The 25,218-nt window shown below is 68.8% G+C and carries 22 protein-coding genes and 1 pseudogene; 21 read left to right on the top strand and 2 right to left on the bottom strand.

The window, feature by feature from the left end; translation table 11 throughout:
* Window positions 1–6 precede the first annotated feature (6 nt).
* From mce to lpxB, 21 genes and pseudogenes are all read left to right on the top strand, one after another.
* Entirely contained in the window at window positions 7–411 is a 405-nt protein-coding gene (mce, locus tag ACUN0C_RS05910) for a methylmalonyl-CoA epimerase (protein WP_445465387.1), read from the top strand.
* Between the two features lie 3 nt (window positions 412–414).
* Window positions 415–666, top strand: a complete 252-nt coding sequence (locus ACUN0C_RS05905; protein WP_445465386.1) for a DUF1467 family protein — start codon at window positions 415–417, stop codon at window positions 664–666.
* Between the two features lie 349 nt (window positions 667–1,015).
* On the top strand, window positions 1,016–2,344 hold the full coding sequence (gene proS / locus ACUN0C_RS05900; protein ID WP_445465385.1) for a proline--tRNA ligase: 1,329 nt from the start codon (window positions 1,016–1,018) through the stop codon (window positions 2,342–2,344).
* A complete protein-coding gene (locus tag ACUN0C_RS05895; protein ID WP_445465384.1) occupies window positions 2,304–3,629 on the top strand; it encodes a lipoprotein-releasing ABC transporter permease subunit in 1,326 nt (441 codons plus the stop codon). The genes proS and ACUN0C_RS05895 overlap by 41 nt, the downstream gene beginning before the upstream one ends.
* Complete coding sequence (locus ACUN0C_RS05890; protein WP_445465383.1) at window positions 3,626–4,372, top strand: ABC transporter ATP-binding protein; 747 nt, start codon at window positions 3,626–3,628, stop codon at window positions 4,370–4,372. The genes ACUN0C_RS05895 and ACUN0C_RS05890 overlap by 4 nt, the downstream gene beginning before the upstream one ends.
* Before the next feature lie 236 nt (window positions 4,373–4,608).
* On the top strand, window positions 4,609–8,076 hold the full coding sequence (gene dnaE, locus ACUN0C_RS05885; protein WP_445465382.1) for a DNA polymerase III subunit alpha: 3,468 nt from the start codon (window positions 4,609–4,611) through the stop codon (window positions 8,074–8,076).
* A gap of 154 nt (window positions 8,077–8,230) precedes the next feature.
* On the top strand, window positions 8,231–9,049 hold the full coding sequence (gene rpsB / locus ACUN0C_RS05880; protein ID WP_445465381.1) for a 30S ribosomal protein S2: 819 nt from the start codon (window positions 8,231–8,233) through the stop codon (window positions 9,047–9,049).
* 39 nt (window positions 9,050–9,088) lie between these two features.
* Window positions 9,089–10,015 carry a translation elongation factor Ts gene (gene tsf, locus ACUN0C_RS05875; RefSeq protein WP_445465380.1) on the top strand — a complete coding sequence of 309 codons (927 nt, stop codon included), beginning with the start codon at window positions 9,089–9,091 and terminating at the stop codon, window positions 10,013–10,015.
* A 110-nt stretch (window positions 10,016–10,125) separates the two neighbouring features.
* Entirely contained in the window at window positions 10,126–10,848 is a 723-nt protein-coding gene (pyrH, locus tag ACUN0C_RS05870) for a UMP kinase (protein ID WP_445465379.1), read from the top strand.
* 37 nt (window positions 10,849–10,885) lie between these two features.
* Window positions 10,886–11,446: a ribosome recycling factor gene (gene frr, locus ACUN0C_RS05865; protein WP_445465378.1), complete on the top strand. Its 561-nt coding sequence runs from the start codon at window positions 10,886–10,888 to the stop codon at window positions 11,444–11,446.
* 39 nt (window positions 11,447–11,485) lie between these two features.
* The gene (locus ACUN0C_RS05860) at window positions 11,486–12,238 is read left to right on the top strand and encodes an isoprenyl transferase (RefSeq protein ID WP_445465377.1); all 753 of its coding nucleotides are present in this window, start codon (window positions 11,486–11,488) and stop codon (window positions 12,236–12,238) included.
* Window positions 12,231–12,941, top strand: coding sequence for a phosphatidate cytidylyltransferase (locus tag ACUN0C_RS05855; RefSeq protein ID WP_445465376.1), 711 nt, complete (start codon window positions 12,231–12,233; stop codon window positions 12,939–12,941). Before ACUN0C_RS05860 ends, ACUN0C_RS05855 begins: the two co-directional genes overlap by 8 nt.
* The gene (gene dxr, locus ACUN0C_RS05850) at window positions 12,941–14,119 is read left to right on the top strand and encodes a 1-deoxy-D-xylulose-5-phosphate reductoisomerase (protein ID WP_445465375.1); all 1,179 of its coding nucleotides are present in this window, start codon (window positions 12,941–12,943) and stop codon (window positions 14,117–14,119) included. Before ACUN0C_RS05855 ends, dxr begins: the two co-directional genes overlap by 1 nt.
* A gap of 24 nt (window positions 14,120–14,143) precedes the next feature.
* Entirely contained in the window at window positions 14,144–15,286 is a 1,143-nt protein-coding gene (gene rseP / locus ACUN0C_RS05845) for an RIP metalloprotease RseP (protein ID WP_445465374.1), read from the top strand.
* A gap of 180 nt (window positions 15,287–15,466) precedes the next feature.
* Window positions 15,467–17,845, top strand: coding sequence for an outer membrane protein assembly factor BamA (gene bamA / locus ACUN0C_RS05840; protein ID WP_445465373.1), 2,379 nt, complete (start codon window positions 15,467–15,469; stop codon window positions 17,843–17,845).
* Between the two features lie 54 nt (window positions 17,846–17,899).
* Window positions 17,900–18,952: a UDP-3-O-(3-hydroxymyristoyl)glucosamine N-acyltransferase gene (lpxD, locus tag ACUN0C_RS05835; RefSeq protein WP_445465372.1), complete on the top strand. Its 1,053-nt coding sequence runs from the start codon at window positions 17,900–17,902 to the stop codon at window positions 18,950–18,952.
* A 22-nt stretch (window positions 18,953–18,974) separates the two neighbouring features.
* A complete protein-coding gene (fabZ, locus tag ACUN0C_RS05830; protein WP_445465371.1) occupies window positions 18,975–19,436 on the top strand; it encodes a 3-hydroxyacyl-ACP dehydratase FabZ in 462 nt (153 codons plus the stop codon).
* A 1-nt stretch (window position 19,437) separates the two neighbouring features.
* Window positions 19,438–20,238, top strand: a complete 801-nt coding sequence (gene lpxA / locus ACUN0C_RS05825) for an acyl-ACP--UDP-N-acetylglucosamine O-acyltransferase (protein ID WP_445465370.1) — start codon at window positions 19,438–19,440, stop codon at window positions 20,236–20,238.
* Between the two features lie 5 nt (window positions 20,239–20,243).
* Window positions 20,244–20,651 (top strand): annotated as a pseudogene (locus ACUN0C_RS05820) (DUF1009 domain-containing protein); the annotation flags it as partial.
* The gene (lpxI, locus tag ACUN0C_RS05815) at window positions 20,625–21,092 is read left to right on the top strand and encodes a UDP-2,3-diacylglucosamine diphosphatase LpxI domain-containing protein (RefSeq protein ID WP_445465448.1); all 468 of its coding nucleotides are present in this window, start codon (window positions 20,625–20,627) and stop codon (window positions 21,090–21,092) included. The pseudogene ACUN0C_RS05820 and the gene lpxI, both read left to right, overlap by 27 nt.
* On the top strand, window positions 21,089–22,267 hold the full coding sequence (lpxB, locus tag ACUN0C_RS05810) for a lipid-A-disaccharide synthase (RefSeq protein WP_445465369.1): 1,179 nt from the start codon (window positions 21,089–21,091) through the stop codon (window positions 22,265–22,267). Before lpxI ends, lpxB begins: the two co-directional genes overlap by 4 nt.
* A gap of 28 nt (window positions 22,268–22,295) precedes the next feature.
* Here lpxB and gltA read toward each other — a convergent pair whose 3' ends face one another.
* Both gltA and gltX read right to left on the bottom strand, forming a co-directional pair.
* The gene (gene gltA, locus ACUN0C_RS05805; RefSeq protein WP_445465368.1) at window positions 22,296–23,588 is read right to left on the bottom strand and encodes a citrate synthase; all 1,293 of its coding nucleotides are present in this window, start codon (window positions 23,586–23,588) and stop codon (window positions 22,296–22,298) included.
* Window positions 23,589–23,739: 151 nt separating this feature from the next.
* Entirely contained in the window at window positions 23,740–25,155 is a 1,416-nt protein-coding gene (gene gltX, locus ACUN0C_RS05800; protein WP_445465367.1) for a glutamate--tRNA ligase, read from the bottom strand.
* Window positions 25,156–25,218 lie beyond the last annotated feature (63 nt).

Genomic DNA, 25,218 nt, shown 5'->3' with positions numbered 1-25,218 from the left:
GATCTCATGCTCGGGCGCATCAATCACGTCGCGCTGGCGGTTCCCGACCTTCAGGCCGCCAGCCGGCTCTACCGGGACGTCCTCGGCGCGGAGGTTTCGGCAGCCCAGGCGCTGCCCGAGCATGGCGTCACGGTGGTGTTCGTCACGCTGCCCAACGCCAAGGTGGAGCTTCTGGAGCCGCTCGGCCCGGACTCGCCGATCGCCGCTTTCCTGGCTAAGACGCCGTCGGGCGGCATGCATCACATCTGCTACGAGGTGGCCGACATCAAGGCGGCGCGCGACCGGCTGAGGGCCGGCGGGGCGCGCGTGCTCGGCGATGGCGAGCCGCGGATCGGGGCGCACGGGAAGCCGGTGCTCTTCCTTCATCCGAAGGATTTCGCCGGGACCCTGATCGAGCTGGAGGAGGCCTGAGCGATGAGCCTGATCAGTTCGATGGCCATCTACTTCATCATCTGGTGGCTGGTGCTCTTCGTCGTTCTGCCGTTCGGAGGGAACACCCAGGCGGATGCCGGCGACGTCACCCTCGGCACCGAACACGGCGCGCCGCTGAAGCCGTTCATGGCGCGTCGAATCGCGGCCACGACGCTCATTGCCGCAATCATCTTCACCGCGGTCTATGTAGCGATTGCCGTTTACGGAATAACGGTCGAAGACCTGATCCTCTAGGTCCCATCCGCAGAGCTTCAGAAATTTCCGCAAAAAGAAAAGAGCAAGGCCGGGCCTTGCTCAAAGACTTCGCGACTTCCTTGCCATCTCTTCGGCGTTACTACCCGCCGGACGATGACGTCCTCCCAAGACTTGGACCGCGAGGTGCTTGGATGCTTCTGGCACCCTTTATAGTGGCCGGACCATAGCCGATCGAATCAGGCCTGTCACTATCCTTGTGGCTGAAATGGCGCGTTTTTTTGCACCTGCCGCCGCGAGTTCGGGCAGTCGCACGGTTGCGGACCCGGCGGGCTCTTGCCATTGCCGTTTCGATCGGGCTTGTGTCCCGTGCCGCCAAGATCGAGTGACCATGCTGCTCTCCCGTTACTTCCTTCCGATCCTCAAAGAGAACCCGAAAGAGGCCGAGATCGTCTCGCACCGGTTGATGCTGCGTGCGGGCATGCTGCGCCAGCAATCGGCCGGCATCTATTCCTGGCTGCCGCTTGGCGCCCGGGTCCTGAAGAAGATCGAGGCGATCGTGCGCGAGGAGCAGAACCGCTCCGGCGCGATCGAGTGCCTGATGCCGACCATCCAGTCGGCCGACCTGTGGCGCGAAAGCGGGCGTTACGACGATTACGGCAAGGAGATGCTGCGCATCCGCGACCGGCACGAGCGCGACATGCTCTACGGCCCGACCAACGAGGAGATGATCACCGACATCTTCCGGTCCTATGTGCGTTCGTATCGCGACCTGCCGCTCAACCTCTACCACATCCAGTGGAAGTTCCGGGACGAGGTCCGGCCGCGCTTCGGCGTCATGCGCGGGCGCGAGTTCCTGATGAAGGACGCCTATTCCTTCGATCTCGACGCCGACGGCGCGCGGCAGGCCTACAACCGCATGTTCGTCGCCTATCTGAGGACCTTCAAGAGGCTCGGGCTGAAGGCGATCCCGATGCGCGCCGATACCGGGCCGATCGGCGGCGACCTCAGCCACGAATTCATCATCCTCGCCGAGACCGGGGAGAGCGAGGTCTTCTGCGACCGGCGGTTGCTCGAGCTGACCGTGCCCGGCGCGGACACCGATTTCCGCTCGGACCTCTCGCCGATCGTCGCCGCCTGGACGGAGCCCTACGCCGCCACCGACGAGAAGCACGACGAGGCGGCCTTCGCGGCGCTGCCCGAGGCGCGGCGGATCTCCGCCCGCGGCATCGAGGTGGGGCACATCTTCTATTTCGGCACCAAGTATTCCGAGCCTATGAAGGCCAAAGTGAGCGGCCCGGACGGCCAGGAGCGGCCCGTCCACATGGGCTCCTACGGCGTCGGCGTCTCGCGCCTGGTGGCGGCGATCATCGAAGCAAGCCATGATGAGGCCGGAATCATCTGGCCGGACAGCGTCGCGCCGTTCGACGTCGGTCTCGTGAACCTGAAGCCCGGCGACGCCGCGACCGACGCGGTGGCCGACGGGCTTTCGACCCGGCTGGAGGCGGCCGGTCTCGATGTCCTTCACGACGATCTCGACCAGCGGGCCGGGGCGAAGTTCGCGACGATGGACCTGATCGGCCTGCCCTGGCAGGTGATCGTCGGACCGAAAGGGGCTGCGAAGGGTGAAGTCGAAATCAAGCGGCGTGCGACCGGCGAACGCCAGACCCTCGGCCTGGATGCCGCGATTGCATGCCTGGTTCAGGGAAAGTCGGCGTAGCGCCGAGACGGGTGCTGCGGCAGGCGGGGCCGGCGTCTTCGCCCCGTTCGAGTGGATCCTCGCGCTCCGCTACCTGAGGCCCCGCCGCAAGCAGGCCTTCATCTCGGTCATCGCCGGCTTCTCCTTCGCCGGAATCATGCTCGGCGTGGCCACCCTCGTCATCGTGATGGCGGTGATGAACGGCTTCCGCAACGAACTTCTCGACAAGATCCTCGGCATCAACGGCCATCTCGTGCTGCAGGCGGTGGAGACCCCGTTCACCGATTACGAGGACGTCGCCCGCCGGGTGGCGGCGGTCTCCGGCGTCACGCTCGTCGTCCCGCTCGTGGAGGGGCAGGCGCTCGCTTCCGGCCAGGCGGGTGGCGGCTCCGGCGTGCTGGTGCGCGGCGTGCGCGCGGACGATCTCCGGCGCCTGCCGAAGATCGCAGGCACGGTGCGGGAGGGCGGCACGCTCGATGATTTCGACACGGGAGGCGGCGTAGCGATCGGGTCGCGCCTCGCGGAGAACCTCGGCCTCCTCGCCGGCGACAGCATCACCCTCATCAGCCCGCGCGGCGCGGTGACGCCGATGGGGGTGGCGCCGCGGGTCAAGGCCTATCCGGTCACCGCCATCTTCGAGATCGGCATGTCGGAATACGACGCGACCTTCGTCTTCATGCCGATCTCCGAAGCCCAGGCCTATTTCAACCAGGTCGACCAGGCCGGCGCGATCGAGGTCTACATCCAGGACCCGGACCGGGTCGGGCAGATCCGGCCGGTGGTGGAGGCGGCCGCGGGACGGCCGGTCTTCACCACCGACTGGCGGCAGCGCAACGTCACCTTCTTCTCGGCACTGGAGGTGGAGCGCAACGTGATGTTCCTGATCCTGATGCTGATCGTGCTGGTGGCCGCGCTCAACATCATCTCGGGGCTCACCATGCTCGTGAAGGACAAGGGGCGCGACATCGCCATCCTGCGCACGATGGGGGCGACGCGCGGCGCCATCATGCGGGTGTTCTTCATCACCGGGGCGAGCATCGGGGTGGTCGGGACGCTCGCCGGCCTCGTACTCGGCATCGTGGTCTGCCTCAACGTGGAATCGATCCGCCAGGCGATCTCCTGGATGACGCGCACCGAGATCTTCTCTCCCGAACTCTACTTCCTGACCCGCCTTCCCGCCGACATGGATGCCGGAGAGACGACGGCGATCGTGCTGATGGCGCTCGTGATCTCATTCCTCGCCACGGCCTATCCGTCGTGGCGCGCCGCGCGCCTCGATCCAGTCGAGGCGTTGCGATACGAATGAACGAGCGACCCGCACAGGAAGAGGCCGCTGCGGCGAAGCCGCTCCGGGAGGGCGAGCCCCGCCCGACGCTGGTGCTCGACCGCGTCGAGCGGGTCTATCCCACGGCCGACGGGCCGCTCCAGGTGCTCCGCAATGCGAGCCTCGCCGTCCGCCCCGGTGAGATCGTCGCGCTCGTCGCACCGTCCGGCGCCGGCAAGTCCACGCTTCTCCACCTGGCCGGGCTCCTCGAACATCCCGACGGAGGGGAGGTGCTGATCGGCGGTCGGCCGACCGCCAGGCTCGACGACCACGGCCGTACCGCCATGCGGCGGAGCGAGATCGGCTTCGTCTACCAGTTCCATCATCTGTTGCCGGAGTTCTCCGCGCTGGAGAACATCGTCATGCCGCAGCTCATCGCCGGGCTCGGCCGGCGCGAGGCCGAGGAGCGCGCGCGCGAGCTCCTCGCCTATCTCCGCGTCGACCATCGCGCCGACCACCGGCCGGCCGAACTCTCCGGCGGCGAGCAGCAGCGCGTCGCCATCGCCCGCGCCGTCGCCAATGCCCCGCGGCTCCTGCTGGCCGACGAGCCGACCGGCAATCTCGATCCGCGCACCTCCGCGCACGTCTTCAACGCGCTCCTCGCGCTCGTCCGCCAGTCCGGGCTGGCCGCATTGATCGCCACGCACAATCTCACCCTGGCCGCCCGGATGGACCGCGCCATCACGCTTTCGGAGGGCGAGATCGTTCCTGCCGAGCTTTCGTGAGGACATGCTTGACTCTTATCCCCGATGAGAACAAAATGAAAACATATAGGGGAGAAAGAGAGATGATCGTGTTCCGTGAAAGCATCAATCTCATGCTCGTGACGGTGCTCATGACGAGCCTTGCGGGATGGTTCTTGAGCCTCTCGCCGAGCATGTGAGTGGATAAGGCGGGCGGCGGCCTTTACGGGCCCGTGCGCCTGCGTCCAAACCTCGGGTCGAAGCGGGGGAGGAATCGGATGAGCGGCGGACCGGACTTCGTTCACCTCAACTGCCATTCCGCCTATTCGCTGCTCGAGGGCGCGCTCCCGATCGGCAAGCTCGTGGATCTCGCCGTCGCCGACGGCATGCCGGCCGTCGGCGTGACCGACAGCGCCAACCTCTTCGGCGCGCTGGAATTCTCGCAGAAGGCGGCGAAGGCGGGCGTCCAGCCGCTGATCGGGTGCAAGCTCCCGGTCCGCTTCGAGGCGGAGGAGGCGCGCTCGGGCGGGCGCGCCGGCGGGTCCGCACGGCTTCGGCATGCCGCCCCGATCTTCCTCCTGGCGGCGACCGACGAAGGCTACCGCTCCCTCGTGAAGCTCGTGAGCGCGTATTTCATGAACGAGGCGGGGCGGGCGGAGCCCATCGAGCTGCCGCTTCTCGCCGCCGCCGCCAACGGCATGATCGCGCTCACCGGCGGCCATGACGGCCCGCTCTATCCCGTGCTCGCCGACGGCGACACCGGCCTCGCCGAGGCCCGTCTCGCGCGGCTCCGGCAGATCTTCGCCGATCGGCTCTATGTCAGCATCGAGCGCCACGGCATGGCGGTCGAGCGCCAGGCCGAGGCCGGGCTCGTCTCGCTCGCCTATGCCTTCGACTGCCCGCTGGTTGCGACCAACGAGCCTTTCTTCCCGAAGGCGGAAGACCACGAGGCGCACGACGCGTTGCTCGCGATCGCGGAAGGGCGGCTCCTCTCGCAGGACGACCGGCGCCGGGTCACGGCCGACCACCATTTCGCCACCCGCGCGGCGATGGCGGAGCGTTTCGCCGATGTGCCGGAGGCGCTCGAGAGCACGATCGAGATCGCCATAAGGTGCCGCACGCGGCCCCAGGTCGTGGATCCGATCCTGCCCCGCTTCGCGGCGACCGCCGAGGATCCGGACGAGGCGGCGCGCGAGGAGGCGGCGGAGCTTCGACGGGCGGCCGTCGCCGGCCTGGAAGCGCGTCTCGCCTTCCACGGTCTTGCGCTGGGGCGGAGCCGACGCGACTACGAGGAGCGCCTGGAGTTCGAGCTCGGCATCATCGAGCGGATGCGCTATCCCGGCTACTTCCTGATCGTCTCCGACTTCATCAAATGGGCCAAGGAGCAGGGCATCCCCGTCGGCCCGGGGCGCGGCTCGGGCGCCGGCTCCGTCGTCGCATGGGCGCTCACGATCACCGACCTCGACCCGCTCCGCTTCGCGCTCCTCTTCGAGCGGTTCCTCAACCCGGAACGCGTGTCGATGCCGGATTTCGACATCGACTTCTGCCAGGACCGCCGGGACGAGGTGATCGCCTATGTCCAGGAGCGCTACGGCAAGGACCGGGTCGCGCAGATCATCACCTTCGGGACGCTGCAGGCGCGCGCGGCGCTGCGGGACGTCGGCCGCGTGCTGGAAATGTCCTACGGGCAGGTCGACCGGCTTTGCAAGATGGTGCCGGCCGACCCGGCGAACCCGGTCACCCTCGCGCAGGCGGTGGCGGGCGAGCCGCGCTTTGCCGAGGCGCGGGAGGCTGAGCCGGTCGTCGGGCGCCTGCTCGACACGGCGATGAAGCTCGAGGGGCTCTACCGTCACGCCTCCACCCATGCCGCCGGCCTGGTGATCGGCGAGCGGGCGCTCGACGAGCTGGTGCCGCTCTACCGCGATCCCCGCTCTGCGCTGCCTGTGACCCAGTTCAACATGAAATGGGTGGAGCAGGCCGGCCTGGTGAAGTTCGACTTCCTCGGCCTGAAGACGCTCACCGTGCTGCAGCGCGCCGTCGAGCTCGTCAGGCGGTCGGGAACCGCGATCGACCTCGCCGCAATCCCGCTCGACGATCCGAAGACGTTCGCCATGCTCGCGCGCGGCGAGACGGTCGGCGTGTTCCAGGTGGAAAGCCAGGGCATGCGGCGCGCGCTCGCCGGCATGAAGGCGGACCGTTTCGAGGACATCATCGCGCTCGTCGCCCTCTACCGGCCGGGCCCGATGGACAACATCCCGACCTACAACCGCCGCAAGCACGGCGAGGAGGAGCCGGACTACCTGCACCCTTTGCTGAAGCCGATCCTGGAGGAGACCTACGGGGTCATCATCTACCAGGAGCAGGTCATGCAGATCGCGCAGACGCTCTCCGGATATTCTCTCGGTGAGGCCGACCTGCTGCGGCGCGCCATGGGCAAGAAGATCAAGGAGGAGATGGACGCGCAGCGCGCCCGCTTCGTCGACGGCGCCGTCGAACGCGGCGTCGCGAAGGCGGACGCGGTGGCGATCTTCGACCTCGTTGCCAAGTTCGCGAGCTACGGTTTCAACAAGTCCCACGCCGCGGCCTACGCCTTGGTGGCCTACCAGACGGCCTATCTCAAGGCCAATCACCCGGTCGAGTTCCTCGCCGCGTCCATGACGCTCGACATGGGCAACACGGACAAGCTGAACGAGTTCCGGCTCGAGGCACGCCGCCTCGGGATCGAGGTGGCGGCGCCCGACATCAACGCGTCCGGCTCTTCGTTCGATGCCCGGGACGGCCGGATCGTCTATGCACTGTCCGCCCTGAAAGGCGTCGGCACGCAGGTCGTCGACCATATCGTGGCGGCGCGCGGGGAACGGCCGTTCCGCGACCTCGCCGATTTCGCCGCACGGATCGATCCGCGCCAGGTGAGCCGGCGCGCACTGGAATGCCTGACGCAGGCCGGCGCCTTCGACGGCATCGAGCCGAACCGTGCCAGGATGTTCGCCAATATCGGACGGGTGCTTTCGGCCGCGCAGGAGCGGGCGGCACGCGAGGCGAGCGGCGTCGGCGACCTGTTCGGAGGCAGCGGCCGGCCCGAGCCGCTGCATCTCGCCGACGAGTCCGGCTGGACGCCGGCCGAACGCCTGCAGCGCGAGTTCGCCGCCATCGGCGCCTATCTGTCCGCTCACCCGCTCGACGATTACGCGGAGCTGCTGTCCGCCCGCGGCGGCACCACGTGGCTGGCCTTCGCCGAGCAGGTCCGGCATCTCCGCTCGCTCACCGGCCTGATCGCCGCGACCGTGGTCCAGCGCCAGGAGCGGCGCACCAAGTCCGGCAGCCGCGTCGGCATCGTCACGCTGTCAGACCCGAGCGGCCAGTTCGAGGCGGTCGTCTACCAGGAGCGCCTTTTCGAATGGCGCGAGCGGCTCGAGCCGGGGCAATCGCTGCTGCTCCAGATCGGCGCGGATTTCGACCCGGAAACGGAGGAGATCCGCGCCCGAATCCAGGGCATCGAGGCGCTGGAGGACGTCGCGGCGCGGCGGAGCAGGGCGGTCCGCGTCTTCCTCGACGCGCCGGAGCCGATCGACCGGGTCGCCAACCGGCTCGACGCGCCCGGCGAGGCGACCGTGTCCTTCGTGCTGCTCCTCGGCGGGGCGGGCCGCGAGGTCGAGATCCGGCTGCCGGGCCAGTACCGCGTGACCCCGCAGGTCGCCGGCGCGGTGAAGGCGGTGCCGGGCGTGGTCCACGTCGAATACGCCTGAGCCCGGCCAAGCCGCTCAACCAAGCCGCTTCGGCATTGCGGTTCCCGCCGATCTCGCCTATATCGCGCGCATCTCGCACGCGGGTCTGAAAGCTCGACCGGCTTTTCCGGTGGCGTAAGCCATTTGCCCGCGGAGGTCTAACCGGAGAATTTCAATGGCGCTTCCCGATTATTCGATGCGCCAGCTGCTCGAAGCTGGCGTGCATTTCGGTCACCAGACCCACCGTTGGAACCCGAAGATGGCGCAGTACATCTTCGGCGAACGGAACAACATCCACATTCTCGACCTCGCGCAGACGGTGCCGATGCTGCACCGGATGCTGCAGGCGGTGAGCGACACGGTCGCCCAGGGCGGGCGCGTGCTCTTCGTCGGTACGAAGCGGCAGGCGGCCGACGCCGTCGCCGAGGCGGCGCGGCGTTCGGCCCAGTACTATGTCAATGCGCGCTGGCTCGGCGGCATGCTGACCAACTGGAAGACCATGTCGCATTCGATCGAGCGGCTGCGCACCCTCGACCAGATGCTCGCCGAAGGCGCGCAGGGCCTGACGAAGAAGGAGCGCCTGTCGCTCACCCGCGAGCGCGACAAGCTCGAGCGTGCGCTCGGCGGCATTAAGGACATGGGCGGCATTCCCGATCTCATTTTCGTGATCGACACCAACAAGGAGGCGATCGCGATCAGCGAGGCGCGGCGGCTCGGCATTCCGGTCGCAGCCATCCTCGACACCAATTGCGATCCCGCCGGCGTCAGCCTGCCCGTGCCGGGCAATGACGACGCGGGCCGCGCCATCGCGCTTTATTGCGACCTCGTCGCGCGTGCGGCGCTCGACGGCATTTCCCGCGGCCAGGGCGACGTCGGCGTCGACGTCGGGGCTTCGGAAGACGTGCCGTACGAGCCCGGCCTCGAAGAGGGCGAAGCGGGCGAACCCGCGGCGGCACCGGAGGGCGAGGCCGCCTCCACCGGGGCTGCCGCCTGACCGTCGCCCCGCCCAACCGAACAGAAGGATAGACCAGACATGGCCATCACCGCACAGATGGTGAAGGAGCTGCGCGAGAAGACCGGCGCCGGCATGATGGACTGCAAGGTCGCGCTGCAGGAGACCGGCGGCGACATGGAGGCCGCCGTCGACTGGCTGCGCACGAAGGGCCTCGCCAAGGCCGCGAAGAAGGCCGGCCGCGTCGCGGCCGAGGGCCTGATCGGGATTGCCGAGGAAGGTCGCAAGGCGGCCATCGTGGAGCTCAATTCCGAGACCGACTTCGTCGCCCGCAACGAGCAGTTCCAGGCGCTCGTCTCGGCGGTCGCGCAGGCGGCGCTCGGGACCGGCGGCTCGCTCGACGCGGTGCTCGCGGCTGATCTCCCGGGCGCCGGCAAGACGGTGGAGGGCGCCATCACCGATGCCGTCGCCACCATCGGCGAGAACATGACGCTGCGGCGCACGGCCGCGATCGAGGTGAGCGAAGGCGTGGTCGCCGGCTACGTCCATTCCGCGGTCGCGCCGGGCCTCGGCAAGATCGGTGTGCTGGTCGGCATGCAGTCTTCAGGCGACACGGCGAAGCTCGCCGCGCTCGGCCGGCAGATCGCGATGCATGTCGCGGCCGCCAACCCGCTCTCGCTTGACGTCTCGGGCCTCGATCCCGAGGTGGTCGCGCGCGAGCGCGCCGTCTTCGCCGAGCAGGCGCGCGGGTCCGGCAAGCCGGAAGCGATCATCGAGAAGATGGTCGAGGGCCGGCTGCGCAAGTTCTACGAGGAGGCCGTGCTCCTGAAGCAGGTGTTCGTGGTCGACGGGGAGCGGTCGATCGAGACCGTGCTCGCCGATGCCGCGAAGGAGGTCGGTTCGCCGGTGAGCCTGACCGGCTTCGTTTCCTTCCGTCTCGGCGAGGGCGTCGAGAAGGAGGAATCGGACTTCGCCGCCGAGGTGGCCGCCGCCGTCGGGCAGCGCTGAGCCGCCGATTTCGTTTGCGATAAAGGGGCGCCGACGTGACTTGTCGGCGCCCTTCGCGTATGCGGGCGCGGGGCCGCGGGATCGGCCGGCGGTTTGATCGGGACGGGACCATGAGAACGCGGCCGAAGCCGAAGCGCGTGCTTCTGAAACTCTCCGGCGAGGCGCTCATCGGGGAGCAGTCCTTCGGCATCGACGACAATGCCGTGCGCGCCTTCGCCGCCGAGATCGCCGCCGTCGCCCGCACCGGCACCGAGATCGCGATCGTGATCGGCGGCGGCAACATCTTCCGCGGCATGGCGATCGCCGCGCAGGGCGGCGACCGCGTGACGGGCGACCACATGGGCATGCTCGCCACCGTGATGAACGCGCTGGCGCTCGAGGCGGCCCTGGTGCGCGAGGGGCTCGATGCGCGCGCCATGTCGGCGATCGAGATGCCCTCCATCTGCGAGACCTACATCCACCGGCGCGCGACCTGGCACATGAACAAGGGCCTGATCGTGGTGCTGGCCGGCGGGACCGGCAACCCGTATTTCACCACCGACAGCGGCGCGGCGCTGCGGGCGCTCGAGCTCGAATGCGACGCCCTCCTGAAGGGCACGCAGGTCGACGGCGTCTACACGGCCGACCCGCGCACCGACCCGACGGCGGAGCTCTACGAGCACGTCACCTATCAGGAGGCGATCGCCAAGGGCCTCGCCGTCATGGACACTGCCGCCTTCGCGCTTGCCCGCGACAACGGCTTGCCGATAATCGTGTTCAACATCCATGAGCCGGGTGCGCTTGCCCGGATCGTCGCCGGCGAGGCCGTCGGGACGCTCGTTTCGGCCGCATGACGCACGCCGCCAAGAAGAGAGAAGCGGGGAACCACCTATGAGCGACGGATTCGACAGCCGCGACCTGCAACGGCGCATGCAGGGGGCGCTCTCCGTGCTGAAGACCGAGCTGTCGGGGCTGCGGACGGGCCGCGCCTCGGCCAACCTCCTCGACCCGATCATGGTGCCGGCCTACGGCTCGCAGATGCCGATCAACCAGGTCGGCACGGTGAGCGTGCCGGAGCCGCGGATGCTCACGGTCCAGGTCTGGGACCAGACGCTCGTCGGCAAGGTCGACCGTGCCATCCGCGATGCCAATCTCGGCCTCAATCCGGTCGTCGAGGGCACGCTCCTGCGGATCCCGATCCCGGAGCTCAACGCCCAGCGCCGGCAGGAGATGGTCAAGGTCGGCCACAAATATGCGGAACAGGCGCGCGTCGCCGTCCGCCACGTGCGCCGGGACGGCATGGAATCGCTGAAGCGCATGGAGAAGAACGGCGAGATCAGCGAGGACGACAGCCGGCGGCAGTCCGACGAGATCCAGAAGATGACCGACGGGTTCATCAAGGAGATCGACGAGATGCTGGCCGCCAAGGAGAAGGAAATCGTCCACGTCTGACCCTCGGCCGAGCCGCGCGATCGACAACCGGATGCCGCCATGGTGAGCGTTCCCGCAACACTGGTCGAGCCGGCGCCGGCGCCCGAGCGCCTGCCGCGCCACGTCGCGATCATCATGGACGGGAACGGGCGCTGGGCACGGGCGCGCGGGCTCCCGCGCGTGGAGGGGCATCGGCGGGGGGTCGAAGTCGTACGGCGGGCCGTGCGCTATGCCGGCACGCGCGGGATCGAGGTGCTGACGCTGTTCAGCTTCTCCTCGGAGAACTGGTCGCGTCCCGAGGCCGAGATCCAGGACCTCCTCAACCTGCTCCGCTTCTTCATCCGGCGCGATCTCGCCGAGCTGAAGCAGAACGGCGTGCGGGTGCGCGTGATCGGCGAGCGGGCGAGCCTGCCGGAGGACATCCGCGAGCTGATCGCGCTGGCCGAAGCCGAAACCGCTGAGAATTCCGCGCTCCAGCTGCAGGTCGCCTTCAATTACGGGGCGAGGGACGAGATCGTCCGCGCCGCGCGCCGGATCGCCGAACGCGTCGCCGCCGGCGAGATGCGGCCGCAGGACATCTCGCAGGACGTGTTCAAGGCGCATCTCGACACCGGCGGGATGCCCGATCCGGACCTCGTGATCCGGACGTCCGGGGAGAAGCGGATCAGCAATTTCCTGCTCTGGCAGGCGGCCTATGCGGAGTTCGTCTTCCTGCCGGTGCTCTGGCCGGATTTCGGCGATCCCGATTTCGAGGCCGCACTGCGGGAGTTCGCCGGCCGCGAGCGCCGGTTCGGAGGCGTGGTCGGTGAGTGACGCCGCGCGCGGGATCGTGTCGAAGAACCTCGTCCAGCGCGTTCTGTCCGCAGCCGTTCTCGCGCCCGTCGTCCTGCTGGCGACGTGGTACGGCGGCGCTCCCTTCGCCCTGATCATCCTTCTGATCGCCGTCCTTGCCTTCCTCGAATGGTCGGCGATGACGCGGGGCAGGGGCGGCGGCGAGCGGGCGCTGTGGCTCGCCTTCGGGGCGCTCTACGTCGTGCTGCCGACGGCCGCCCTCATCGTCCTCCGCGGCAGCGACCCCGCCGGCTGGGTCGGGATCGCGTTCATCTTCGCGGTGGTCTGGGCGACCGACACCGCCGCTTATTTCGGCGGCCGCTCGATCGGCGGGCCGAAGCTCTGGCCGAGGGTCTCGCCCGGCAAGACCTGGTCCGGCGCGATAACGGGCTTCCTCGCGGGGATCGCCGCCGGCGTGCTGGTGAGCAGGCTCGGCGAGGGAACCTCCGTCGCCGCCGCAGCCGGCGTCGCCGCTCTCCTCTCGGTCGCCGCCCAGCTCGGGGACCTTCTGGAATCGGCCGTGAAGCGCCGGTTCGCCGTCAAGGATTCCGGCTCCGTGATCCCGGGCCATGGCGGGGTGCTCGACCGGATCGACAGCCTCTATGGTGCGGCCGTCATGGCCTGGCTACTGGCGCTCGCGGGTCTCTCGGGCCATCTCTTCCGATCCGTCGGCGGTTCCGGGTGATGCGCCGCGTCACGCTTCTCGGCGCCACGGGTTCGGTCGGGTCGAGCGCGGTAGAGGTCCTTCAGGAGGGGAGGGAGCGCTTCGCCGTCCATGCGGTGACGGCGAATTCCGACGCGGCGGCGCTCGCGGGAATCGCGCGGAGGCTCCGGGCCGAGCGCGCCGTCGTCGCCGATCCCGCGGCACTTGCCGCCCTGCGCGACGCCCTCGCCGGGACAGGGATCGAGGCGGCGGCCGGCGCGTCGGCCATGCAGGAGGCCGCCGGCGAGCGGGTGGACGTCGTCCTCTCCGCGATCGTCGGGGCGGCCGGGCTCGCGCCGACGGCGGCGGCGGTGCGTGCGGGCAGCACGATCGCGCTCGCAAACAAGGAATGCCTCGTCTGCGCCGGGCCCGCCTTCATGGCGCTCGCCAGGCGGCACGGCGCACGGATCCTGCCGGTCGATTCGGAACACAACGCCCTCTTCCAGCTCATCGAGGGCCGCGATGCGGACGAGGTGTCCCGCTTCACGATCACTGCGTCGGGCGGGCCGTTCCGCACCTGGAGCGCGGAGCGCTTGCGGCGGGCGACGCCGGAGGAGGCGCTCGCGCACCCGACCTGGTCGATGGGGCCGAAGATCTCCATCGATTCCGCGACGATGATGAACAAGGGGCTCGAACTCATCGAGGCGCATCATCTCTTCGGGCTGTCGCCCGACCGGCTCGACGTCCTCGTGCATCCGCAGTCGATCGTGCACGGCCTGATCACCTTCCGCGACGGTTCGGTGCATGCCGAGATCGGCCTTGCCGACATGAAGCGCCCGGTGAGCTATTGCCTCAACTGGCCCGCCCGGGGCGGATGCGCCGCGCGGCATCTCGACCTCGCCGCAATCGGGGCGCTTACCTTCGAGCGGCCGGACGAGGCGCGGTTTCCCGCGCTCGCCTTGGCCCGGTCGGCGATGGTTCACGGATCCGGAGCTCCGACGGTCCTGAACGCCGCCAACGAGCTCGCCGTCTCGGCCTTCCTGGCGAGGCGGATCCCGTTCACGGCGATACCGGAGACCGTGGCGCGCAGCCTGACCGAGGCCGACCGCGCCGGGCTCCTGACCGAGCCGGAAACGGTCGAGGAGGCGATCGGGCTCGACGCTGCGGCACGCGACCTGGCGGCGCAGGCGGTTGATAATCTTGCCGCGATCGCCAGCTAAGTACAATCTGCCCGAGAGGTGGCGATGATCGAGTCCGCTTTACAGCCTTTGACCGCCTTGATGGGCTATGTGATCCCGGCCCTTCTGGTGCTGACGGTGGTCGTCTTCGTGCACGAGCTCGGCCATTTCCTGGTGGCGCGCTGGTGCGGCATCCGCGTCGCCGCGTTCTCCATCGGCTTCGGCCGGGAGCTCTTCGGGTTCAACGACCGCAACGGCACGCGCTGGAAGATCAGCATGATCCCGCTCGGCGGCTATGTGCGCTTCGAGGGGGACGAGAACGTTGCCTCCCTGCCGGATGCCGAGGCGCTGGCGCAGGTGCCGCAGGAGCGGCGGGCGGGGCTCTTCCATTTTGCGCCGCTCTGGCGGCGGGCAGCCGTCGTAGCGGCGGGGCCGGCGGCGAACTTCCTGCTCGCGATTGCCGTCTTCGCTGCGCTCTTCGCGACGCTCGGCAAGCCGATCACCGTTCCCCGCGCCGACATGGTCATGCCCGGCAGCCCGGCGGAGCAGGCCGGCATCCTCCCCGGCGACAGGATCATCGCCATCGACGGCAACAGCATCCGGTCCTTCTCGGAGATTCAGCGGATCGTCACGCTGGCGGCCGGCGAGCCGCTGACGATCACCGTCGACCGCGACGGCGAGGAGATCGACATCGCCGCCACCCCGGAGCGCCGGGAGGTTTCGGACGGGTTCGGCGGCACCCAGCGCGTCGGCGTGCTCGGCATCTCCCGCAACATGACCGCCGACGACGTGGTGTTCGAGACGTACGGCCCGGTGGCCGCCGTCGGCGAGGGCGTGCGCGAGACATGGGCGATCGTGGAGCGCACGATGACCTATATCGGCCGGCTGTTTCAGGGCCGGGAGACGGCCGACCAGCTGAGCGGGCCGGTGCGGGTCGCGCAGGTCTCCGGCGTGGTCGCGTCGTCGGGCGGGGCGGTCGGCCTGATCAACCTCATCGCCATCCTCTCGGTCAGCATCGGCCTCCTGAACCTGTTCCCGGTGCCGATGCTCGACGGCGGCCACCTGGTCTTCTACGCCATCGAGGCGATTCGCGGACGGCCGCTCAGCGCACGTGCCCAGGAGTACGGATTCCGGATCGGATTCGCGCTCGTCCTCATGCTGTTCGTGTTCGTCACCTTCAACGACATCGTTAAGATTTCAGGCATATGAAGCCGGTGAGGGGGACGCGCCGGTGCGTGGCTGAATCGCCACTTAGCTGCAAAAAGCTCGGTACCGTGCGGGTGCTCTGATTGAAAGCACTGCGAAAGGCTGCGATAGGAAGCCTTCGATTGAATCCGTCGAAGACGCCGATCGCGTTCGATGCATCAGAGACCGGGTACCAAACGGCCAATGACAGCAAAGTTGATCCGGGCCACGTTTTCGGCCCTCGTCGTAGCGGCACCGGCGTTCTCGGTGAGCGGGACGATCCCTGTACCGAGCTTCGTGTCGTCCGCAGAGGCGGCCGTCGTGAGCCGTGTCGTGGTGCAGGGCAATGATCGCGTCGACGCGGAGACCGTCCGCGCCTACCTGCTCATCCAGCCGGGCCGGAACTTCTCGTCGGAGGACATCGACGAATCCCTGAAGGCGCTCTACGACACCGGCCTCTTCGCCGACGTGCGCGTGGCCCAGAGCGGCGGGGCCCTGGTGGTCACGGTGGTGGAGAACCCGCTCATCAACCGGGTCGCATTCGAGGGCAACAGCCGTTTCAAGGACGAGCAGCTGGCGGGCATCGTGCAGTCCGAGGCGCGCGGCGTGCTGACCAGCTCCCGGGTCCAGAGCGACGTCCAGCGCATCCTCGAGATGTACCGCCGCGGCGGCCGCTTCCAGGCTTCGGTCGAAGCCAAGGTCATTCAGCTCCCGCAGAACCGCGTGAACCTCGTATACGAGATCACGGAAGGCCCCAAGACGGGGGTCTCGCGCATCACGTTCATCGGCAACCAGGCGTTCGGCGACGGCCGGCTGCGCAACGTGATCGAGACCCGCGAGAGCGGCATCCTTAGCTTCCTCCGCCGAAGCGACGTCTACGATCCCGACCGGCTCTCCCAGGACGAGGAGAAGATCCGCCGGTTCTACCTCAATCGCGGCTACGCGGATTTCCAGATCGTGTCCGCGGTCGCCGACCTCGACCGCGAGCGGAACGTTTTCTTCATCACCTTCACGCTCGACGAGGGCCAGCGCTACCGGTTCGGCGCGGTCGACGTGGAATCGGTCGTCCCGGGCATCGATCCGGAGCGGCTTCGCCGCCTGGTCCAGACGCGTCCGGGCGAGACCTATTCGGCGCTCGAGATCGAGAAGTCGCTCGAGGCGCTGACGATCGAGCTCGCCGGCTCCGGCTATGCGTTCGCGCAGGTGCGTCCGCGCCTGGAGCGCAATCCGGAAACGCAGACGATCGGCGTGACCTATGTCGTGGACGAGGGCTCCCGGACCTATGTCGAGCGCATCGAGGTGCGCGGCAATTCGCGGACCCGCGACTACGTCATCCGCCGCGAGTTCGACCTGTCGGAAGGCGACGCCTTCAACCGGGTCCTGATCGACCGCGCCGAGCGTCGCCTGCGGAACCTCAACTATTTCAAGGACGTGAAGATCACGACCCAGCCCGGCGTGGAGCCGGACCGCGTCGTCGTGATCGTGACCGTGGAAGAGCAGCCGACCGGCGAGATCGGGTTCGGCGCGGGCTACTCGACCGCCGACGGCATCATCGGCGACATCTCGATCACGGAACGCAACTTCCTCGGCCGCGGCTACATCGTGCGCGCAGCGGTCGGCGGCGGCGAGTCGTCGCGAACCTTCGAGTTCGGGTTCACCGACCCCTATTTCCTGGGCCGGCGGATCTCGGCCGGATTCAACGTGTTCCGCCAGGTCTACAAGGAGAACGACTTCCGCTCCTACGACTTCGAGAGCACCGGCGGCGGCCTCACCTTCGGCTTCCCGATCACCGAGGAGTTCAAGGTCCAGCTCGGCTACCGGATCGAGAGCCAGGACATCAACGTCCCGGGCTACAACTTCGCCACGGATCTCGCGGACGGGTCGTTCGACTGCAAGCCGGGCGTGTCGCGGGCGGTGTGCCAGGCCGAGGGCAGTTCCGTCGTGTCCTCGGTGAACTATTCGCTCATCTACGACACGCTCGACAGCCGGACCAATCCGACCAGCGGCCTCTACGCGCAGTTCACGCAGGACTTCGCAGGCGTCGGCGGCGACGTGCGGTTCATGCGCACCACCGCGCAGGCCTCCTACTATCATGAGCTGATCCCGGATGCCGGCATGATCGGCCTGCTCAAGGTTCAGGGCGGCCACATCATGGGGCTCGGCGGCGACGACGTCCGCCTGATCGACGCCTTCTTCAAGGGCGGCGAGACGATCCGCGGCTTCGAGAGCTCGGGCATCGGTCCTCGCGACCGCCTGACGCGGGACGCCCTCGGCGCCAAGGTCTTCGTGGCCGGCACCGCCGAGGTGCAGTTCCCGCTGCCGGGGATTCCGCCGGAGATCGGCCTGAAGGGCGCCGTGTTCGCCGATGCCGGCACGGCCTTCGACACTGATTTCGACAGCGCCCGCTACCGCGCGCTCGGGATCTTCGTGAACGACTCGACCTCCATCCGGTCCTCTGTTGGCGGCTCGATCCTCTGGGCCTCGCCGCTCGGGCCGCTGCGGGCGGACTTCGCCTACGTCCTGAGCTCGCAGTCCTACGACGAGGAGCAGTTCTTCCGCATCGGCGGGGGCACGCGCTTCTGAGGACGCCCGGGACCGGCACCGGGAGGTGCCGGTCCGCCGGCGCACCGCACCGACATGCATGATTCCCGCTTCTTCCCCGCGCCTTCGCCGGTCAGCCTGGTGGAGGCTGCGAGCCTGACCGAAGCGACCCTGGTGCGCGGCGATCCGGCCGCGCTGATTACGGGGGCGGCGCCGGTCGACGCCGCGTCCGCCGGCGATCTGACCTTCCTCGACAATCCGAAGTACGTCCGGGCGCTGGCTGCCACCGGCGCCTCCGCGATTCTGTGCTCGGCGCGCTATCTCGACCGCGTGCCGGAACGGGTGGCGGTGCTGCAGACGACCGAGCCGTACCGGGCCTATGCGCGCTACCTCGCGGCCGCGTTCCCGGGAGCGCTGCGCCCGGCGGGCGTGTTCGAGGGAGACGCCGGCATTGCCGGCACGGTCCATCCGAGTGCGCAGATCGAGGATGGCGTGCGGGTGGAGCCGGGTGCGATCGTCGGCGCGCGCGTCGAGATCGGCCGGGGGTCCGTGGTCGCGGCGGGTGCGGTGATCGGGGCGGGCGTTGCCGTCGGCCGCGACTGCTACATCGGCGCCAATGTCTGCCTTCAGCACGCGTTGCTCGGGAACCGGGTGATCATCCATCCCGGCGCCCAGATCGGGCAGGACGGCTTCGGCTTCGCCATGCATCCCTCGGGCCACCGGAAGGTCGCGCAGATCGGGCGCGTCATCATCCAGGACGACGTCGAGATCGGCGCGAACACGACGATCGACCGCGGCGCGAATCGGGACACCGTGATCGGCGAGGGCACCAAGATCGACAACCAGGTGCAGATCGGCCACAACGTCGAGATCGGCCGGCACTGCGTGCTCGTCGCCCAGGTCGGGATCTCGGGATCGGCGAAGCTCGGCGACTACGTGGCGATCGGTGGCCAGTCCGGCGTCAACGGGCACGTCACGATCGGCGACGGCGCGCAGATTGCCGCCGTGAGCGTGGTGCATGGCGACGTGCCGGCGGGGGCGCGCTGGGGCGGCGTGCCGGCCCGTCCGGTGACGGAATGGTTCCGGGAGATGACGGCGCTCAGGAATTTGGGCAAGAAGGGCCGCAGCCAGAACGAGTCCGAACAATAATCCGTCCGTGGGGGCCTAGATCATGAACGAACAAGCGGGGTCACTGGAGGCGGCCGACATTGCGAAGATCCTGTCCGCGCTCCCCCACCGTTATCCCTTCCTGATGGTCGATCGGATCCGCGACATACGCGGGGACGATTTCTGCATCGGCATCAAGAACGTCACCATCAACGAGCCGCACTTCCTCGGCCATTTCCCCGAGCGGCCGGTAATGCCGGGGGTGCTGCTGATCGAGGGCATGGCCCAGACGGCGGGCGCGCTCTGCGTGCTGGCGCGGGAGACGCCCGGCAAGCCGCAGCTCGTCTACTTCATGACCATCGACAAGGCGAAGTTCAGGAAGCCCGTGATCCCGGGCGACACGGTCGAGTACCACGTCCAGAAGATCCGCCGGCGCGGGAGCATCTGGCGCTTCGCGTGCGAGGCGCGCGTGGACGGCGGCAAGGTCGCCGAGGCGGAAGTGAGCGCGATGCTGGTGGACCAGTAGGGTGCCGGAGATCCATCCCTCGGCGATCGTCGGAGAGGGGGCGAGGCTCGGCGCCGGCGTCCGCGTCGGGCCCTATTGCGTCGTCGGGAGCGAGGTGGAACTGGGAGAGAGCTGCGAACTCCTCAGTCACGTCGTCGTCGCGGGGCGGACGGCGATCGGGCCGAGGGCGAAGCTCTATCCGTTCGCCTCGATCGGGCATCAGCCTCAGGACCTGAAGTACCAGGGCGAGCCGTCGCGGCTCGTCATCGGTTCCGACTGCATCATCCGCGAAGGCGTGACCATGAACCCCGGGACTGCGGGGGGGGGCATGGTGACGATGATCGGCGACCGCTGCGCCTTCCTCGCGAACGCCCATGTCGGCCACGACTGCCGCGTCGGCGACAGCGTCATTCTTTCTAACAACGCCATGCTCGCGGGCCATGTCACGCTCGGCGACAACGTGATCGTCGGCGGGGGAGCCGCGATCATCCAGTTCGCCCGGATCGGCGCGCACGCCTTCGTCGGCGGCATGGCGGGGGTTGAGAACGACGTGATCCCGTTCGGCTCCGTGCTCGGCAACAGGGCGTATCTCGGCGGCCTCAACATCGTCGGCATGAAGCGGCGCGGCTTCTCGCGCGAGGCGATCCAGAACGTGCGGCGCGCCTACCAGCTCCTGTTCGCCGAGGCCGGCACGCTGAAGCAGCGGGTGGAGGAGGTCGCATCGACCTTTCCGGGCGACCCGAACGTCGGGATGATCGTGGATTTCGTCCGCGAAGGCGGCGAACGCTCGCTCTGCACGCCGCGCGGGGAGCGTACGGCCTGACGGCCATGACGCAGCAGTCCCCCGCCGATCCGATCGCGATCCTTGCGGGGAGCGGCGGCCTTCCGCCGGTCGTGGCGCGTGCCGCCGCCGCCGCAGGTCACCGGCCGGTGGTGATCGCCATCGAGGGCGAAGCCGATCCTTCGGCCTTTGGAGCGGCGTGCGTCCACAGCCTGCGCTTCGGCGAGATCGGCAGGCTGTTCAGGACGCTCGCCGAGGAGGGCTGCCGGCGGGCCGTCTTCATCGGCGGGGTCGCACGGCGGCCCGATATTGCCGCACTCGCGCCCGACCTCGGCGCGCTCAAGCTGCTCCCGCGCGTGCTCTCGCTCCTCCACGGCGGCGACGACCGCCTCCTCGCCGGCGTCGCCGCGATCTTCGAGGAGCGCGGTATCAGGCTCGTCAGCCCGATCGAGATCGCCCCCGACCTCGCGCTCGGGGAGGGCGTCGCGACGAGGCGCAAGCCGACGCCGCAGGACATGAAGGACGCCGAGGCGGCGCTTGCCGCAGCGCGCGCGATCGGCGCCCTCGACATCGGCCAGGCGGCGGTCGCGGTGGAGGGGAGGGTGGTCGCCCTGGAGGCCGCGGAAGGGACCGACGGCATGATCGCACGCATCGCCGAACTCCGCGAAAAGCGCAGGATCCCGAAGGCGGGCGGCGTGCTGGCGAAGTGCATGAAGCCGCGCCAGGATCCGCGGCTCGATCTTCCCACGATCGGCCCGGCCACGGCCAGGAACATCAAGGCCGCCGGTCTCGCCGGGATCGCGGCGGAGGCTGGGCGCACGCTCGTCGCGGGCCGGGCGGAGACGACCGGCGCCCTCGATGCGGCCGGGCTGTTCCTGCTCGGCGTCAAGACATGAGCGACCGGGTGCCCGGGCCGCTGAGGGTCGCGATCGTGGTCGGCGAGGAATCCGGGGACCAGCTCGGGGCCGGGCTGATCGACGCGCTGCGCCGGAGGCACCCCGACTGCGTCGTCTTCGGCGTGGCAGGCGACCGGATGATCGCGCGCGGCGCGACCACGGCCTTCCCCGTCTCCGATGTGGCGGTGATCGGGATCGGCTCGATCATCGCGCACGTCCCGCGCATCGTCCGGCGCGTGTACCAGGCCGTGGACGCGATCGTCGCCGAGCGGCCCGACATCCTCGTCGCGGTCGACAGCCCCGGCTTCACGCATTCGGTCGCCGAGCGCGTGAAGCGGCGCCTGCCCGAAGTCCCGCTCGTCGACTACGTGTCGCCCTCGGTGTGGGCGTGGAAGGCGTGGCGGGCGCCGCGCATGGCGAAGTTCTTCGACCATGTGCTCGCGCTCCTGCCGTTCGAGCCGGACGTCCACCGCCGCCTGCGCGGCCCGCCCTGCACCTATGTCGGCCACCCGCTGGTGGAGCGCGTGGCCGAGCTTCGCCCCGCCCCCGGGGAAAGGGACCCGCTGTCGGAGAACCCGGTGCTGGTGGTGCTGCCGGGCAGCCGGCGGAGCGAGATCAAGCGCCTGATGGCGCCGTTCGGAGAGGCCGTGGCGAGGATCGCCGCGGCGCATCCGGGCGTCGAGGTCCTCCTGCCGGCGGTCGGCCATCTGCGCGCGGAGATCGAGGCGGAACTGGCCGGCTGGCCGGTGAAACCCCGGATCGTCACGGGGGAAGCGGAGAAGTTCGCCGCGTTCCGCAGGGCCCACGCCGCGCTCGCCGCCTCGGGCACGGTAACGCTGGAACTCGGGCTCGCCGGCGTGCCGATGGTGGTCGCCTACCGGGTCGACCCGATCGCGCGCATGCTGAAGCCGCTCCTCCGCGTGCCCTCGATCGTCCTGGTGAACCTGATCATCGGGGAGAACGCCATACCCGAGTACCTCGACCAGGCGGGCTCGCCGGAGGTGCTCGCCGCAGACGTCTCGGCCCTCCTTCGCGAGGGGCCCGAGCGGGCGCGCCAGATCGAGGCGCTCGCCCGGCTCGACCAGGCGATGGCACTGCCGGACGGAGCGCAGCCGAGCGAGCTCGCCGCCGATATCGTCCTGAAGACGCTGGCGGCGGCCACCGCCGTGCGGTAGCCGCCGCGAAAGCCACGCAGCCCGGCCGTCAGCCGCGCTGGTCGGTCGCCACGTAGTCGCGCTGGGTCGCGCCGACGAAGAGCTGGCGCGGGCGGCCGATGCGCTGCTTCGGATCCTCCACCATCTCCTTCCACTGCGCGATCCAGCCGACCGTGCGGGCGACCGCGAACAGCACCGTGAACATGGTCGTCGGGAAGCCCATCGCCTTCAGCGTGATGCCCGAATAGAAGTCGATGTTCGGATAGAGCTTCTTCTCGACGAAATAATCGTCCGTCAGCGCGATCCGCTCGAGCTCCATCGCCACGTCGAGCAGCGAATCGTCCTTGATGCCGAGCGTGGTCAGCACCTCGTGGCAGGTCCGCTGCATGATCTTCGCGCGCGGATCGTAGTTCTTGTAGACGCGATGGCCGAAGCCCATCAGCCGGAACGGGTCGTCCTTGTCCTTGGCCCGCTCGATGAATTCCGGAATGCGATCCGGCGTGCCGATCTCGGCCAGCATGTTGAGGGCGGCCTCGTTGGCGCCGCCGTGGGCCGGGCCCCAGAGGCAGGCGATCCCGGCGGCGATGCAGGCGAACGGGTTCGCCCCGGACGAGCCGGCGAGCCTGACCGTCGAGGTCGACGCATTCTGCTCGTGGTCGGCATGCAGGATGAAGATGCGGTCCATCGCCCGCGCCAGCACCGGATCGACGACGTAGTCCTCGCACGGCACGGCGAAGCACATGCGCAGGAAGTTGGCGGCGTAGTCGAGGTTGTTCTGCGGGTAAACGAAAGGCTGGCCGATATGGTACTTGTAAGCCATCGCCGCGATCGTCGGCATCTTCGCGATCATGCGGATAGAGGCGACCATGCGCTGGTACGGATCGGCGATGTCCGTGGAATCGTGGTAGAAGGCGGACAGCGCGCCGACCACGCCGACCATCACCGCCATCGGGTGCGCGTCGCGGCGGAAGCCGGTGAAGAAGCGCGCCATCTGCTCGTGCAGCATGGTGTGGCGCGTCACGCGCTCGTCGAAGTCGCGCTTCTGGGCGGCCGTCGGCAGCTCGCCGTAGAGAAGCAGGTAGCAGGTCTCGAGGAAGTCGCCGCTCTCGGCCAACTGCTCGATCGGATAGCCGCGGTAGAGCAGCAGCCCTTCGTCGCCATCGATATAGGTGATGGAGGACTCGCACGAGGCCGTGGAGGTGAAGCCCGGATCGAGCGTGAACATGCCCGTCTTGGCGTAGAGGCTGGAGATGTCGATCACCGACGGCCCGATGGTGCCGTCCTCAATGCCGAATTCCCAGCTCTCATTGCCGACGATAAGTCTGGCCGTCTGATCGCCCATGCCGTTCACCTCATGTCGGAAGGACACGTTCGCAGGCAGTGACCGGGCGAATCGACTACACCTCGGACTGTCTGGCGGGCCCGTGTCGGGTGGAAATTCCGCCGCTTGCCTAGCTCTTTTTGCAGTGCACCGCAAGCTTCCGACCGGATTGTCAGACAATCTGGTCGGACAGCCTCGCAAGGCTCTGATCCCGGCCCAGCGCGACCATCACGTCGAAGATGGGCGGCGACGAGGAGGAGCCGGTCAGCGCCGCCCGGAGCGGCTGCGCCACCTTGCCGAGCTTCACGCCCGCGCGCTCGGAGAACGTCCTCACCGTCTGCTCGAGCGCCGACGCATCCCAGTCGGCGCTGCGCAGTTCGGGCTCGATTGCCCGGAGCAGCCCGCGTGCGTCGCCGGACAGGATTTCCGCCGCCTTGGCATCCAGGTGCAGCGGCCTTTCGGCGACGAGGAACTGAACGCCCGCAACCAGTTCGACCAGCGCCTTCGCACGCTCCTTCAGCGTCGGCATCAGGCCGAGGATCCGGCGGCGCAGGTCCTCGTCGAGGCGGGCGGCGAGCGCCGGCCCGCCCTCGATCTCGGGCAGGATCGCCTCGAGACGTTCCAGCAGGTAGCCGTCGTCGGCGAGGCGCATGTAATGGCCGTTGAGATTCTGCAGCTTGGCGAAGTCGAATCGCGCCGGCGAACGGCCGATGCCGTCGAAATCGAACCACTCCGCCGCCTGTTCGCTCGAGAAGATCTCGTCGTCGCCATGCGACCAGCCGAGCCGGGCGAGATAGTTCCGCAGCGCCTCCGGCAGGTAGCCCATCGCCCGGTACGCCTCCACGCCGAGCGCGCCGTGTCGCTTCGAGAGCTTGTGACCGTCGGGCCCGTGGATGAGCGGGATGTGCGCCCAGACCGGCACCGTCCAGCCGAGAGCGTCGTAGAGGATGGTCTGCCGCGCCGCATTGGTGAAGTGGTCGTCGCCGCGGATGACGTGCGTGACGCCCATGTCGTGATCGTCGACGACGACCGCATGCATGTAGGTCGGCGTGCCGTCGGAGCGCAGGATCACGAAGTCGTCGAGGTCCTTGTTCGGAAAGGCGACCCGCCCCTGGACCTTGTCGTCGACGATCGTCTCGCCGCTCTGCGGCGCCTTGATGCGGATCACCGGCGCGACGCCCGCCGGGGCCTCGCTCGGGTCGCGGTCCCGCCAGCGGCCGTCATAGCGCGGCGGCAGGCCCTTGGCGCGCGCCTCCTCGCGCATGGCCTGGAGCTCCTCGGGGCTCGCATAGCACCGGTAGGCCCGGCCGGCGGCGACGAGGCCGAGCGCAACCTCGGCATGGCGCGCGCAGCGGGCGAACTGCGAGATCGGCTCGCCCTCCCAGTCGAGCCCGAGCCAGGCAAGCCCATCCACGATCGCCTCGATCGCGGCCTGCGACGAGCGCTCCCGGTCCGTGTCCTCGATCCGCAGCAGCATGCGGCCGCCGTGGCCGCGCGCGTAGAGCCAGTTGAAAAGGGCGGTGCGCGCCCCGCCGATGTGCAGGAATCCGGTCGGCGAGGGGGCGAATCGGGTGACGATCTCGGTCATCTGGACGCTTCGGATATGTGCTGGAGCGCGGCCTGTGTAACATAGGTCCCTCGGGGCACAAGG

The sequence above is a fragment of the Faunimonas sp. B44 genome, assembly GCF_052655945.1.
This window is presented reverse-complemented; position numbering and strand designations above follow the sequence as displayed.